The 15,265-nt window shown below is 44.1% G+C and carries 11 protein-coding genes; 8 read left to right on the top strand and 3 right to left on the bottom strand.

The genetic code is table 11. The features are described from left to right. Position 1 precedes the first annotated feature (1 nt). Complete coding sequence (locus MHH49_RS23540; RefSeq protein WP_341138531.1) at positions 2-934, bottom strand: ArsR/SmtB family transcription factor; 933 nt, start codon at positions 932-934, stop codon at positions 2-4. A 143-nt stretch (positions 935-1,077) separates the two neighbouring features. Here MHH49_RS23540 and MHH49_RS23545 point away from each other — a divergent pair, with 143 nt between their 5' ends. Next, positions 1,078-3,831 (top strand): glycoside hydrolase family 2 protein, encoded by a 2,754-nt coding sequence (locus tag MHH49_RS23545; RefSeq protein WP_339809990.1) that lies wholly within the window; start codon positions 1,078-1,080, stop codon positions 3,829-3,831. A gap of 76 nt (positions 3,832-3,907) precedes the next feature. Here the strand turns inward: MHH49_RS23545 and MHH49_RS23550 are convergent, their stop codons facing one another. Further along, entirely contained in the window at positions 3,908-5,602 is a 1,695-nt protein-coding gene (locus MHH49_RS23550) for a M3 family oligoendopeptidase (protein ID WP_076184489.1), read from the bottom strand. A 383-nt stretch (positions 5,603-5,985) separates the two neighbouring features. Here MHH49_RS23550 and MHH49_RS23555 point away from each other — a divergent pair, with 383 nt between their 5' ends. The 7 genes from MHH49_RS23555 to MHH49_RS23585 all read left to right on the top strand — a co-directional run bounded on the left by MHH49_RS23555 (position 5,986) and on the right by MHH49_RS23585 (position 14,066). After that, the gene (locus MHH49_RS23555; protein WP_076200730.1) at positions 5,986-7,170 is read left to right on the top strand and encodes a GntR family transcriptional regulator; all 1,185 of its coding nucleotides are present in this window, start codon (positions 5,986-5,988) and stop codon (positions 7,168-7,170) included. 245 nt (positions 7,171-7,415) lie between these two features. Beyond that, the gene (locus MHH49_RS23560; protein ID WP_341138532.1) at positions 7,416-8,681 is read left to right on the top strand and encodes a glycoside hydrolase family 125 protein; all 1,266 of its coding nucleotides are present in this window, start codon (positions 7,416-7,418) and stop codon (positions 8,679-8,681) included. Positions 8,682-8,725: 44 nt separating this feature from the next. Further along, complete coding sequence (locus MHH49_RS23565; RefSeq protein WP_036688089.1) at positions 8,726-10,030, top strand: ABC transporter substrate-binding protein; 1,305 nt, start codon at positions 8,726-8,728, stop codon at positions 10,028-10,030. A 64-nt stretch (positions 10,031-10,094) separates the two neighbouring features. After that, positions 10,095-10,982 carry a carbohydrate ABC transporter permease gene (locus MHH49_RS23570; RefSeq protein ID WP_036688088.1) on the top strand — a complete coding sequence of 296 codons (888 nt, stop codon included), beginning with the start codon at positions 10,095-10,097 and terminating at the stop codon, positions 10,980-10,982. A gap of 33 nt (positions 10,983-11,015) precedes the next feature. Next, positions 11,016-11,903 carry a carbohydrate ABC transporter permease gene (locus MHH49_RS23575; RefSeq protein WP_036688085.1) on the top strand — a complete coding sequence of 296 codons (888 nt, stop codon included), beginning with the start codon at positions 11,016-11,018 and terminating at the stop codon, positions 11,901-11,903. Between the two features lie 33 nt (positions 11,904-11,936). Beyond that, on the top strand, positions 11,937-12,992 hold the full coding sequence (locus tag MHH49_RS23580) for a glycoside hydrolase family 76 protein (protein ID WP_256717880.1): 1,056 nt from the start codon (positions 11,937-11,939) through the stop codon (positions 12,990-12,992). Between the two features lie 12 nt (positions 12,993-13,004). Continuing rightward, positions 13,005-14,066, top strand: a complete 1,062-nt coding sequence (locus tag MHH49_RS23585; protein WP_254924640.1) for a glycoside hydrolase family 76 protein — start codon at positions 13,005-13,007, stop codon at positions 14,064-14,066. A 63-nt stretch (positions 14,067-14,129) separates the two neighbouring features. Here MHH49_RS23585 and MHH49_RS23590 read toward each other — a convergent pair whose 3' ends face one another. Beyond that, complete coding sequence (locus tag MHH49_RS23590; protein WP_051491557.1) at positions 14,130-15,236, bottom strand: glycoside hydrolase family 88 protein; 1,107 nt, start codon at positions 15,234-15,236, stop codon at positions 14,130-14,132. Between the last annotated feature and the right edge of the window lie 29 nt (positions 15,237-15,265).

Consider the following 15,265-nt stretch of genomic DNA (forward strand, 5'->3'; position numbering starts at 1 on the left):
CTCATTTCGGACGTCGTACAAACGCCAGTATGATATCCTGGGCATAGTCCCCGAACCCACTTCCGAACAGATTTAGTCCTCGTTTATTGAGTGCATCCTCCCGAATTTCAAAACGTACACGAATAGGTTCATTAAACGCCAGCTTTAAAGAGCTGATTGTAGTGGAAGATGAGAAAGAACCATTACAGCTGCTGCCCGATTCCGAGACACTCCATGTAGTAAGAGCTCCATATTCAGTTCCACTTCTCCAACGTTCAGGGGTCAGTTTCCCTTTGCGGTTCCCGAAATCGGAGGGACAGGTCCAAGTCCCGACTAACTGGTCATTGATGGATAAGCTGATATCACTGGCCCAATCCTCTCGAAATGAAGGGGCTTCTGAGCATACTTCTGCCGAAATGCGGATTTCGTCCAACTCGACGCCTGGAGGCAGGGGGTTGGCAAAATAGTATTCGACATAACCGGCTTCTGCGAACCATAAGAGAGAGGCATCGACTCGTTCAGGCATGTAGAATGCTCTTGGATCATCCTGGGAGCCAATGACGCCACCATCTTTTCTGGCCATCCCGCAGGACGGTTGTATGGAGCAGTGGGAGAACATTCCGATGGGCATATGTATTTCCTCAGTTTGATGCAGCCCATCCCCTAGCTTTGAAGGGAGATCGAGTTGAATAGAGCGACAGGTGACCGCACAGATTTTTTCGCGATTTGCTCCTTGTGTAGATGAGATAAGATTAACCTGTTCTAACGTCTGCACATTGATAGATATCGTTGGCTGAGCTACACTTAACGTCTCAGCTAATTGACTGACACTCATAGGCTTCTCTCCAAGGGCTTCAAGAATGCGGACGCGGACGTCACCAGACAGTGCTTTAGCTACATCTAAAATGCGTGACGCGGGATAACGTATCGTTTCTTGTGAAATATCATTCATCATATTTGTTCCTTTTCGTATAGGATGGGTTGAGGTTATTGTACAATGAAGATCGAGTATTGTAAAATCATAATAAACATTGCGAAAAACATATACTGGTGCTAAAATGGGCTCAACTTCTTATTTTGAAAGGCTGTGCTCGCCATATGACAACTTCTATATTAGCTTCTGAGACACTTGCGATTCCTCGTTCTGAACACCCTCATCCACATTGGCAACGTCATGAATGGATGAATTTGAATGGGCAATGGTCATTTAAGTTTGATCCGAACAATGAAGGTATGAAGGCGTTATGGTACTCCAATCCTGAAATCGCTTACGACTCAATGATCACTGTACCTTTTTCTTGGGTAAGTCCCTTATCCGGAATTGGCTGCGATCAACAAGGAATAGGCTGGTATCGCCGCACCGTGAATGGGCAGGCTGTTGACCAACAAACACGATTGTTTTTACGTTTTGGGGCAGTAGATTATTCATGTGATGTGTGGATAAATGGAGAACATGTAGGTTCACATCAAGGTGGATATGGTTCATTTGAATTTGATATTACACCTTACTGGGCAGCTAATTGTGAGAATAATATTGTCGTAAGAGCTGAGGATTTCGATCATGCTTATCAAGCGCGGGGCAAACAAGGATATGGAGAAATCCGTGGAATTTGGCAGCCTGTATGGCTTGAAGCACGTCCCGAAACTTATATGAAAGATGCAAAGTTTGTGACCCGTATAGATGGACAGGTGAAGGTAACTACAAGAATAATTGCGCATGAAACGGGTTCGGCAGAGTTTACGCTGCAATTCGCTGATCATTCTGTTGTTCATACAGAGAAGCTGCAGCTTATAGCAGGGGTGAACGAATGTAAGCTGTCTATCGATGTTCCCAATCCGCATTTGTGGAGTCCAGAAAATCCTTATTTATATGAAGGTGAATTGCAGCTTAGTGGATCGTTTGGTACAGATACAGTCAGCACTTATTTCGGAATTCGCGAAATTCAGACTGCCCGCTTTGAAGATCGTGATTATCGGTGGATCACCTTAAATGGTAAACCGATATATTTGAACGGTACTCTTGATCAGTCCTATCACAAGACAGGGTTTTTCACCTATCCAACGGATGAAGACATGCGGGATGAAATTTATCTAATGAAACGTTTAGGGCTAAACATGGTGCGAATTCATATTAAGCCCGAAGAACCCCGTAAGCTGTATTGGGCGGATAAGCTTGGCATTCTTGTTATGGAAGATATGCCTTGTTTCTGGGGTAATCCGGATGACAAGGCCAGAGCCTCCTATGAGAGAGAAGCCCTTGAGGTGATTGAACGAGATTATAATCATCCATCTATTTTTTCGTGGGTTATGTTCAACGAGACCTGGGGTTTGAAGACAGATGCTCAGGAGGCTAGCCTCACAAGTGATGTACAGCAGCAGAGTAGTTATCTTAAAGAGACACAGGAATGGGTGCGGGAGAAATATCGCTGGGCGAAGCAGCTTGATCCGACTAGAATTGTTGAGGATAACTCGCCGTGTAATTATGATCATGTGGAATCGGATATTAATACATGGCACTTTTACATTAATGGTTACGAGCAGCTGCAAGCCCACTTAAATGAGGTTGTAGATAAAACATTCCCGGGATCGGAGTTTAACTGTATTGGCGGCAACGTACAGTCTGATGCCCCTCTAATGAACAGCGAATGCGGTAATGTGTGGGGGATAGAAGGTGGTGCAGGGGACAGTGATTTGGCATGGCATTACCGCTATATGATGAATGAATTCCGGCGGCATGATAAGCTATGTGGATTCGTATTTACTGAATTCCGTGATGTTACGAATGAGTTCAATGGTTATTACCGGCTAGACGGGAGCGATAAGGATTTTGGATATGGGGATTTTGTTCCCGGGATGACGATTGCGGATCTGCATTCCCCAGATTTTATCGTGATAGATGCTCCTCCATGCCAGACAGTAGAAGCAGGGCAGAGTGTTAAAGTACCTTTGCTAGGTTCCAGCTTCGCGGACAGCTATCACGGTCATAATTTGAAGCTGAAATGGGAACTGTGGTACGACAATTTGGGGACTCGGGTCACTGCGCAAAGTGGACATATGTCTGTGAAATGGGATAACTTTGGAAACACTATACTTCCTTCTTTGAACATTACAATGCCTGGTCAGGAGGCGGCTGCAATACTTGCTGTTTCTCTGATTAATGAGAAGGGTGAAGCGATCACGCGGAATTTCATTACTTTTGATGTAAGAGGCGGTAATAACACTGTATTGTTTAAAGGTGAAGGAGAATTTATTCAAATTCCAGTGGGAGCTTATACCGATCATAACTTTAAGCATCAATGGGATGCTATCCAAGGATCTAAGATCAATGGTGCTGGGCAAGGTCAGTATGTATACGAGGTTACACTGCCAGATGCAGCAGATAAATCAATGATTGGTGAGATCGAAATCATCTTCGAAGCAAGTGCTAAACGATTGCTGGCGCGGCATGTTGAAGGTACGAAGCTTAATGATATGGGCCTTGATCTTATGCATGGGGCAGATGCGAGGGTGGAATATAATCCGAATACGTATTATATGACGGATGAAGAGCGTCATCCTTCCCGAGTGAACGTTCTGGTGGATGGGCAGCGGATTGGTTCTTTCTATTTACCGGATGATCCGGCTGATAGCAGAGGGATTTTGTCTTGGCATTATCAGCCAATAGCGAATAAGCTGGATGAGGCTGGATCTTATGGCTACCTATGCAAGGCAAGTGTACCGGGGCAGTTAGCAGCGAAGCTGGATCGCAATCGTGTTTTCCGTTTGGAGCTGCAAGCAGAGGACGGCGGGCTAGCTTTGTATGGCCGTAATGCAGGTCGTTATCCACTGGACTTGTTGATTCGTTATCGCTAAATAACCTTAATATGAAAAAAAAACAATCCCAGCTAAGAAGCAGGGATTGCTTTTTTATCGGTACTGCAAGGTATTATTAAAGTTCTTTATCATTAATGCTGTTTAACCAGCTTTCAATCTCTCCAATGACCGAACTAATGCAGCCATCTTCAAAAGGTGAAGTCAGGCCCGCAAGTTCAACCAGCTTGATAAAGGATTTGCTTCCTCCAGCTTGACATAATTCTAAATAATCACTCCAAGCGGATTTAAAATCTTCATTTGAACGTTTCCAGAACTGGAAGGCACATAGCTGTGCTAGTGTATAGTCAATGTAATAGAACGGGGAGGCGAAGATATGGCCTTGCTTATGCCAAAATCCACCTTGTTCCAGATAAGCATTACCTTCATAATTGCGGTGCGGCAAATATTTTTTCTCGATTTCTCGCCATGCTTGCTTACGTTCAGCAGGGGTTGCTTCAGGATTGCTGTAAACAAAATGCTGGAATTCATCTACAGTAACTCCGTAAGGAATAAACTGAAGGCTATCTGCCAAATGATTGAAACGGTATTTGTCTGCATCCTCTTCAAAGAACAATTCCATCCATGGCCAAGCAAAAAACTCCATGCTCATGGAATGGATCTCACAGGCTTCATAAGTAGGAAAAGCATATTCAGGTACATTAATATTTCGGCTTTCATACACCTGGAAGGCATGCCCCACTTCATGGGTCAAGACATCAATATCCCCTGAGGTTCCATTGAAATTTGAGAAGATAAAAGGTGCTTGGTATTGGCTGAAGTAAGTACAATAGCCACCGCCTTGCTTACCTTTTTTACTTACTAAATCCACTAGATTGTTATCCAACATAAAAGTAAAAAATTCATCAGTTTCCGGAGAGAGCTCTTTGTACATCTTGGATCCGTTAGCTACAATCCAGTCAGGATCTCCTTTAGGAGTGGCATTGCCAGTCTTGAAGCTGAAGTTCTCGTCATAAAACTTCAAGGCATCCAGACCTAGGCGTTCAGTCTGCCGTTTCTTAAGCTGTTGGGAGACGGGTACGATATGCTCCAGAACTTGTTTCCGGAAGTTGGCTACCATGTCGGCGTTATAATCGGTACGCATCATCCGGTCATAACCTAGCTCAACAAAGTTGCTGTAACCAAGCTTTTTAGCAATGCGGTCACGGACTTTAACTAGCTCGTCATAGATTCGATCAAAGTCACTCTCATGTTCAGACATAAAATCATATCTGGCTTGTGAAGCACGTTTGCGCATATCGCGGTCCGTGGACAATTCAAATGGAGTAAGCTGAGTCAGTGTCCGTTCTTCGCCTTCGAATGGAATCTTGGCGGACGCGATAAGCTGAGCGTATTCTGTAGAGAGTTTGTTCTCCAATTGTAAATCTTCGATGATTTCTGGACTAAAAGTACGCAGAGCTACTTCTGCAAGCTGAAGCAGCTGCGTGCCCCATTCTTGTTCGAATTCGGCTCTGTATTTGGAATTGACGAGTGCTTTGTAGTAGTCCGTTATGTATTCCTGAACGATAGGACCAATCTCGTCCATGAATTCCTGTTCAGCCTTGTAGAATTCATCTGTTGTATTGATCGAATGGCGAACGCTAACCAATGTCTGCAGGGTGTCAAACTCATTGCGAAGCTTGTTAATAGCGGTAACGGAAGCCTTTTGCACTTCTAATGGCTCGGTGTCATTGAGATCTTTAAGCAGGTTGTTAAAATCCTGTTTGAACTTCTCTACATCCGGGCGCTCATAGCGATAATCATTAAATTTCATTAACTATTCAACTTCCTTTCTATACCAGATAGTCTCTATTATATATTCTGAACAGCAATTTACGATAGACCTGTGTTAGCTGTTTTTGAATAAAAAAAGAACAAATGGACAAAAGTGTAAAAACTTGTTAGATGAAATACGGTTTGATATTATCTAAGAATATAGTAGAAATGATATTTATAGCGATTACTTAGCCTTTATTTAACCAGCATTCACTGAATACGGGTTATCTCTGTTTATATACGAAGTTTTGTATTTTTCCACTTTACATCCTTCCTCCCTCTTTTTTTGCTGTAGCCGCACAACTGTCGACAAACTTAATATATCATGATATATTATTATGTATAAGATGAAAAAATTAGAGTCAGGAGATAACGAAAGTCATGAGTGAGACAACATCATCCAAACCGATGTATGAAAAAATATTTGATGAAGTGAAGCAGCTTATCGTTAATAAATCCTACGGACAAGGGGAACGGGTTCCCTCAGAGAAAGAACTGGCTGAAGCCTATAATGTTAGTCGGATTACGAGTAAAAAAGCTCTGGAAATGCTCGCCGCGGAACAATTAATTGTGAGAAAACCGGGGAGAGGTTCATTTGTGGCAGATCCAGCAGTCGATTACATGGAATCAGCGATATCTCCGGGGACGGTCTCCGACGGAACTGTTTTCAATTCCTTTAACCATGAGGAAAAGACGATCGGTCTGGTTATTACCGACTTTGGCAACAGCTATGGCACAGGCTTAATTTATGGCATGGAGCAGGCTTCACGTGACAATGATTGTTTTCTGGTTTTAAGAAGAACGTTTGGGGTGCCGGAGAACGAAGAGAAATCTATTCAGAAGTTGCTCAGCTTAGGTGTAGATGGTCTGATCATTTTTCCGGCTCAAGGCGAATTTTTTAATGCGGAGATTCTAAAATTGGTGATAGGACGGTTCCCGCTAGTTCTGGTAGATCGCCATTTAAAAGGAGTGGCAGCAGCATCGATCAGTACTGATAATATGCAGGCTGCACTCAAAGGTACGGAGTATTTATTTGATCTCGGGCATACTCATATCTCCTTTCTCTCTCCACCTCCAGCGGATACCACAGCTCTTGAAGAGCGGGTAGAGGGATTTATTCAAGCGCATGCGGAACGGGGAATAGCTGTAGACAAGGGATTGTGGGTCAGCGATTTGACCTCAACACTACCGGATTCCTTCAACGATGAGAATATTGAACATGACATTTCACGGTTAATTTCTCATTTGCAAAAGAATCCAACAATAACGGCGCTTTTTGCTGTGGAATATAATATTGCGCTGCTGGCTAGAACAGCGGTCCAACGACTTGGGCTACGGATTCCAGAAGATATTTCGATCATTTGCTTTGATAGTCCGCCAACTCCACTCGGTTCGGGTTATGCATTTACCCATTTACGGCAAAATGAAGAAGAGATGGGGCGGCTCGCAGTAGAAAATGTATTGCGAATTATGAACGGGCAGAGTGTGTCCAATAAGATAATGCTGGAAGCTGAGTTGATTTCTGGTGAATCCACAAGCTCCGCTAAACAATCCATCTCTGAATAGATTTTTGGCTTATTCTCCAAATTAAACATATATTAGTTGTTATAAAAACCTATCCTTTTGGATGGGTTTTTTTATTGTTTTAGATATATATTTATCATTACAGGTGTATTGATATATTATTATAATAAAATAAACATATTGACATACTAATTACATGACAATATACTAATCAATGAAAGCGCTTCAAAGTTAAAAAGAAAAAGGGGGTATTATAACTGAAAGCAACTAGAGAAATACCCGAGTCGATGCATAAACTGGCATCTAGCGTAAAAGCACAGCTGAGTGATCGCCCGAAATTAGCCGAAATGTTCGAGAAATGTATGGCTAACACCTGGAACACAACCTTAAAACGAATGCCAAACGGAAGCACTTTTGTTATTACCGGAGATATTCCAGCGATGTGGCTACGGGATTCCGCCGCACAGGTCAGACCTTTCTTAATCCTTGCCTCCGAAGATGAAGAAATTGCAGACATGATTGAGGGACTTGTACGTAGACAATTTACTTACATCCAGCTTGATCCATATGCTAACGCATTCAATGAAGAAGAAAGTGGGCATGGCCACCAAGAGGATCTGACGGAGATGAGCCCGGGAGTCTGGGAAAGGAAATATGAAATTGATTCGTTATGTTATCCAATCCAACTGAGTTATCTGCTCTGGAAGAATTCGGGCCGTACTAGTCAGTTTAATGAGTCGTTTGTAACAGGCGTAGAAAGAATCATAACATTATGGACTACCGAACAGAACCATGAGCGCGATTCAAAATATCTTTTTCAACGGATGAACTGTCCGCCCACGGATACGTTAGCTCGAGAAGGCAAAGGGACGTTGACGGCTTATACCGGAATGACTTGGTCTGGATTTCGTCCTAGTGACGATGCCTGTGAATATGGGTATTTGGTTCCAGCCAATATGTTCGCGGTGGTTGTTTTACGATATGTGTGTGAAATTGCCCGTGAGATTTTAGGTGATCAGGAGCTGGAAAAGAAAGCTAGAAAACTATCTGACCAGCTCAATAAGGGAATAAGTGAGTATGGAATTGTAGAACATCCAGAGTTTGGGGCGGTCTATGCCTATGAAGTAGATGGTCTGGGACAGGTGAATATTATGGATGATGCAAATGTACCGAGTCTTCTCTCCATCCCTTATTTGGGTTATGTGACTGCTGATGATCCTATCTATAAGAATACCCGTGAACTTATTTTAAGTAGCACTAATCCCTATTTTTTCGCAGGAAAAGAGGCTGCTGGCATTGGAAGTCCGCATACGCCAAATCGGTATATCTGGCCCATAGCTTTAGCGATACAGGGAATGACATCTGTCAGCATAGAGGAACAGGAGGTCTTACTTCATCTGCTGGAGAAGACGGATGCTGGAACTGGATTTATGCATGAAGGGTTTCATGTGGATAATCCTGATGAATTTACACGTCCATGGTTCTCTTGGGCAAACATGATGTTCTGTGAGCTTGTACTCATGCGCTGTGGTAGGCAAATTAAGCGCGGTTGAGACCAACAAGGTTTTTATAATCGACTCTAAAGGGGATAGAGAACATGAAAAAATGGCTGGTTACCTCCATTGTTTTGGTAATGACTACTACACTTGCTGCGGGCTGCGGTGGTAATAACGGATCTGCGGACAAAGAGACCGGAAACACAAGCAAAGCTGGGAGCAGTACCGGGAAAAAGACAGAGCTTACCTTCTGGGGAGATTGGGGCGGTGAGGGGCAGAAGCAATTCGAGACCATGGTGGATGCTTTTAATAAATCGCAGGATAAAATTCACGTAAAATATGTGCTGCAACAGGATATGATTACCAAATTCCTAACTTCTGCGACCAATGGTGGCACTCCCGATGTACTGTTTTGGGACCGTTGGAGAACTTCGCTGTATGCTCCGAAAAATGTACTGCATCCGGTAGATGAATACTTAACGCGTGACGGCATTTCCGAAGATGATTTTTACAGCGAATCGCTACGGGAGCTTTCATACGATGACAAATTATATGGGCTGCCGCTTACGGTAGATGCACGTGCTCTTTTCTATAATAAGAAGCTGCTCGCAGAGGCTGGACTTCAGCCTCCAACAACTTGGGATGAACTAGAGGCAGCGGCTACGAAGCTAACCAAATGGAATGGAAATAAATTGGAGACCGCAGGTTTTTCTATGGGGGATTTGGGACTTTTTAATATGTATCTCCAACAGGCTGGCGGCACCATGCTTACAGAAGATGGAAAGACCAATTTTAATAATGAGCAGGGCAAGCAAGTGCTTGAGTTCTGGGATCGATTGATGAACAAGGATAAGGTATATAAAGTAGGGTTCGAACTTGGACTTGGTGAAGGGCAAGATGCTTTTGTCACAGGTAAAGTGGCTATGCTGTATTCCGGTCCGTGGATGCTCAGCACCTATAACAAATATGGTAAAGATCTGGATTATGGAATCGTTCCTCCTCCGGCCGGACCAAATGGTGATAAAGGCAGTGTCATGGGTGGATTTGGTCTAGTGATTCCAGAAGGCTCCAAACATAAAGAAGAGGCATGGGAGTTCATCAAATGGTGGACAGCGAACAAGGATAACGCGTTGCTCTGGGCTAAGACGAGTCTAAATCTGCCGGGTTATAAGCCATCGATGGAAGATCCATTTTTCAAGGATGATCCAAAGTGGCAGCCGTTTCTGGAAACGCTGGAGTTCGCTAAGGTTCGTCCGAACCACCCTGGTTATTCCGTGATGGAGACTGATGCTTTGGCCCCTAATTTGCAGCTTAACCAGCAAAACAAGATGAGCATTGATGAGACCTTAAAGAAATCACAAGAAGAGGGCGACAAAATGCTGAAGGATAATGAAGTAGTGAAGTAATAAGTAAGACATTTGAAGTGAAGGGAGGTTTCGCCTCCCTTTTGCTTAGGAGGGGGTAGCTGAAATGGCTTCCATCAGAAAGCTAGAGAAACATCAGGCGCGGACGGCTTATCTGTTTATTACACCCACGGTATTGCTGTTTACAGTTTTCACGGTCATCCCCGTGGTAATGGCGCTATATTTAAGCTTTACCAACTACGATGTACTTAGTAGAAACGATTGGATCGGTTTTGATAACTATCGCCGTTTGATAGAGGACAGTTTGTTATGGAAAACATTCCGAAATGTATTTCTGTATTCCATCATTTTCGTTCCATTTAATATTCTGATTTCGCTTCTCCTCGGGATTCTACTTAGTCGATCATGGCGTGGGGTAAAGTTGTTCCGCACACTGAATTATCTGCCTACCCTTACATCCGCTGTTGCTGCAGCTACGGTATGGATCTGGCTTTTGCATCCTGAATTTGGTTTGGTTAACGGATTGTTGTCTTATGTTGGGATTACAGGTCCGGCTTGGTTATCCGAGACACGAACGGCGATGTTGTCCATTATTATGCTTACCCTCTGGCAGTCAGTAGGTTCTAATATGATTATCTACTTGGCAGGTCTGCAAGGCGTGCCTGACTATTTGTACGAATCTGCACGGCTGGACGGTGCTAATAAGCTGGCTTGTTTCCGGTTTATTACTTGGCCGCAGCTGCGACCAACGACCTTTCTTGTCAGTACGATGTCAATCATTGGTGCGTTGCAGTTGTTCGACCAAGCTTTTGTGCTGACGCAGGGTGGTCCGGCGAATATGACAAAGACCCCGGTTTATCTGATCTATCAGCAGGGCTTTAATCAATTGCAAATGGGGTATGCGTCTGCACAAGCATTTGTGCTTGCTGTGGCGATTCTCATATTCTCACTTATAAACATGCGGATCACAAAGGCGGAGGAGTCCATTGTATAAGCCGGGCTTGCCATGCAGAAGGGGGATAGAGGTATGGATACTAGCGGAAGTTCGTTATTAAAAAGAAGCTTAAGTAAATCTATCTATTATATAGTGTGCATTGTTATTGCCATCGTAATGTTTCTACCTTTTTATTGGAGTGTTCTTACATCCTTGAAGCCTGACGAAGAGATATTCGCCATGCCCATCCGGTGGTTTCCTTCACATTTGACCTTAGAACACTATCGTAAGGCATTTACTACGGTTCCGTTTGCGCTCTATTTCTGGAATTCGCTTGTACTTGCAGTAGCGGGTGTACTGGCGAATCTGTTCTTTGGTTCCATCAGTGGATACGCGTTTGCAAAGTTGAATTTTAAGCTCAATAAGCCAATATTCCGCGTGCTGCTTGCGGCGATGATGATACCAGGCATTGTGACGATGATCCCCACGGTTTATGTTATGCGCCATATTCCTCTTTTTGGAGGCAATGATATTTTTGGTAGCGGGGGTAACGGGCTGATGAACTCATTCTGGGGGATTATTCTTCCGGGCGCTTCAGGAACCTTTGCTGTGTTCTTTATGCGGCAATTCTTTCTCACCTTGCCTAGTGACATGATGGAAATGGCCCGGATCGAAGGCTGTGGAGAGTTTAAAATATTTTGGCGGATTTATTTGCCGTTGACTAAACCAGCGTTGGCTACTTTAAGTATCTTTACCTTCCAAGCGGGCTGGAACAGTTTCTTATGGCCGATGATTGTGCTGAATGATCCCAACAAAGCAACGATTCAAATGGGACTTCAAGCTTTTTCTTATAATTTTCAAACAGACTACGGTCCAATGATGGCTGGTGCGCTAGTAGCGATCTTGCCGATATTGGTGTTGTTTTTAGCGCTTCAGCGTTATTTTGTACAGGGAATAGCCTTTAGTGGTATTAAGGGTTAATGCAACAAAAATCGAACCAGGGAGAGAGTCTATATGAACCAATTGGAGATAGGGATTTGGGAGGGACGGGCGAATCAAGCACAAGCTGCATTGGATTCATTATTCTGGAATGAAGCGATCAAAATGTACAATATAGAAACACCTTGTCCAAATGGAGAATGCAACACGATTTTTCATTATTGGTGGATGGCTCATGCTGTGGATGTATTGGTAGATGGACTACAGCGGACTAGAGAGAACTGGTATGCCGAAAGGCTTTCCGCACTTCATGAAGGTCTGCTTCAGCGAAATGGTGGAGTATGGCCAAACGAGTTGTATGATGATATGGAATGGATGGCTCTCGCGTGGCTTCGTGCATATCAAGCAACAGGAGTGGAAGGTTATAAAGATACAGCCCTTCTTTTATGGAATGACATTCAGACAGGCTGGAACGAGCATATGGGCGGTGGGATTGCTTGGCAGAAGTCACAGTTGGATTATAAAAATACACCAGCCAACGCACCGGCAGCTATACTTGCGGCACGCTTGTATCAAGCTTTTGGTGAAGCTAGCAATCTTGAATGGGCGTTAAAAATATACAGATGGCAAAAAGAGCATCTGGTAGATCCGGCAACGGGTTTTGTATGGGATGGCATGAATCGCACTGGCAATGGCCAGATCGATAAGGATTGGAAATACTCCTACAATCAAGGCGTCTTCATTGGCGCAGCAGTTGAACTGTACCGTATTACTAAAGAGCAAGAATATTTAGAGGATGCTCACCTAACCTTTGCCGCCGCAGCCCATGAACTTGCTGACTCTCAGGGAGGTGTGCTGCCAGATGAAGGGAATGGTGATGCGGGACTGTTTAAAGGGATCCTGATTCGCTATACAGCTGAATGGGTTAAAGCTGATTCTGCAGCAGTTGATGCTGTTGATTTCCTGCGTGCGAATGCAGAATGTCTCTGGGAACAAGGAAAGTCAGAGGACATAGTGTTGTTTGGCACAGATTGGACTTCGTCCTCTGCTGGTGTAATTCAGCTCAGCTCCCAGCTTAGTGCGATCAAGCTGCTGGAGAAGATGGCTGAATTAACTAAGGAACAGGTTTGAGGTGAGTTCTTAATGACACAAGCAAAGGAAGCCATAGAAGCGGTCAGTTGGCAGGAAAAGTCCGAGTGGTTCCAACAATGTCTACTACGTAATTATTATAATGCTGAGACTGGGATCATGAACCAATGGTATCCCAGAGAGTACAACGTTGCGGGGGAAAACTTTTATTATTGGTGGCAGGCTCATGTCATTGATATTTTAGTAGATGGTTATGAGCGTAGTGGAGATCCTGTGTATTCTATGAGAATCAAGGAGCTAAGTCAAAGTCTGCAAGCTTATAACGGGGGGACATTCAGGCATAATTACTATGATGATATGGAATGGACAGCATTGGCGTTGCTGCGTGCTTATCGGGTTACAGGACATGAAGCCTATTTAAGTGCTGTGCTTGATCTATGGGAGGATATTAAGACGGCTTGGAATGAACAGTTGGGTGGAGGTCTGGCATGGAAGAAGGATCAGCTCGATTATAAAAACACACCTGCCAATGCACCTGCCGTCATCCTTGCAGCCCGGTTATATGAACTTTTTCATAAGCAAGAGGATCTGGAGTGGGCACTCCGTATCTATGAATGGAATAAGACATATTTAGTGGATTCTGCGACTGGTTTTGTGTGGGATGGGATGAATAGACGCGGGGATGGCCAGATCGATTACGATTGGGAGTTTACGTACTGTCAGGGAGTGTTTCTAGGCGCTGGCCTAGAGCTTTACAAGAATACGGGTAATGTTCATTACTTAGAAGATGCGAATCGAACGGCTAATACTTGTATTGATCGGTTATGTGATCCGGTTAATCTGATACTGCCTGATGAAGGCATTGATGATACGGGTTTGTTCAAGGGTATTCTGATTCGTTATTTGGTTCAGCTCTGTAAAGAATCTCCTGAAAATATCCGTATTCGCGAGGTCGTATTGGCCAATGCAATGCAGTTATGGGAAAAAGGTCTCGATAAACAACTGGGTCTGTGCAGTTCATCGTGGGAAGTGAAACCGGAGCTTCCGGTTCAGCTGAGCATTCAACTCAGCGGCTTGATGCTGCTGGAGGGTGCGGCGGCACTGGCGAACGAGTAGCATATAAAATATAAAGACACCTCAAGAGAGGTGTCTTTTTGTTGTTTGAATAACTATCTACAATTAGAAGATTCGATGCTTCCAGCCATTTAATTTAGCGATAGCCTCAATATAATAGTAGTCTCCATAGATCAGGGATACATCAATGAAGGAATCGCCACTGCCAGTTCCGTGCAATAAAATCGCTTCATGCTCCGGCTGCTCCCAGGTTGCGTAATTTTCAGTCAGTGAGCGCAGAATTCGCTCCGCTGCATTTGCATATAGACTTTTTTCGCCTAATGGTACGATATCTGCAAGCTCTAATAATCCTGAAGCGGCTATAGAGGCTGCGGAGCTATCTCGGAACATCCGTGTGTCATCCTCTAGGCGGAAATCCCAAAAAGGGACTTGATCCTCGGGTAAAGCAGAGATGAAATAATGTGCGATCCGTTTAGCAGTGTTCAGGAAACGTTCATCTCCAGTGTGGCGATAAGTATTGATGAAGCCGTACAGTCCCCAAGCCGTTCCACGGCTCCAAGAGGACTCAGCCGAGTAGCCTTGACCGCCAAAATTCTCAATATAAGCACCTGTCTCTGCATCAAAAGAAATAATATGTTTGGTGGATCCATCCTCACGTATGCCATATTGCATCGTCGTCTCGGCGTGGTTAATTGCAATATGCTTATATCGGGGATCACCTGTCACTTTGCTGGCCCAGAACAGCAGGGAGATATTTAACATACAGTCGATAATTACCCAGCCGTATTTATCTTCATTCCATGCGCGGATGAATTTACCTACAGGATTATAGCGGGCAGCGAGGAAATTCGCCGCTTCAATTCCTCTGCGCAGGGCATCTTCGTCACCTGTAATTGTATGTTTGATTACAGCTGTCGGTAGGAATTGGAATCCCACATCGTGATGCATCTCAACCGTTGGTTTAATAAACCATTCCTCCAAGGTACCGTCCCAATGCCAAGCGGCCTCCTTGTAAAGGTCTTTTCCGGTCATATCATGCATGATCCAGAGGAGTCCAGGCCAGAACCCTGTAGTCCACCAGTCTGAACCGATATCATCAAATTTGCCATCTTTTCCGGCGAAATGCGGGCACTTATCACCGATTTGCTCTATCATACGTTCTACTTTTGTATCGAGTCTACCCATGATCTCTTGCCAATAAGGGTTTGTCATTATTACTGCCTCCAGTGTATTTAGGATGT

Source organism: Paenibacillus sp. FSL F4-0122, from assembly GCF_038002845.1.
Classification (GTDB): domain Bacteria; phylum Bacillota; class Bacilli; order Paenibacillales; family Paenibacillaceae; genus Paenibacillus_AQ; species Paenibacillus_AQ odorifer.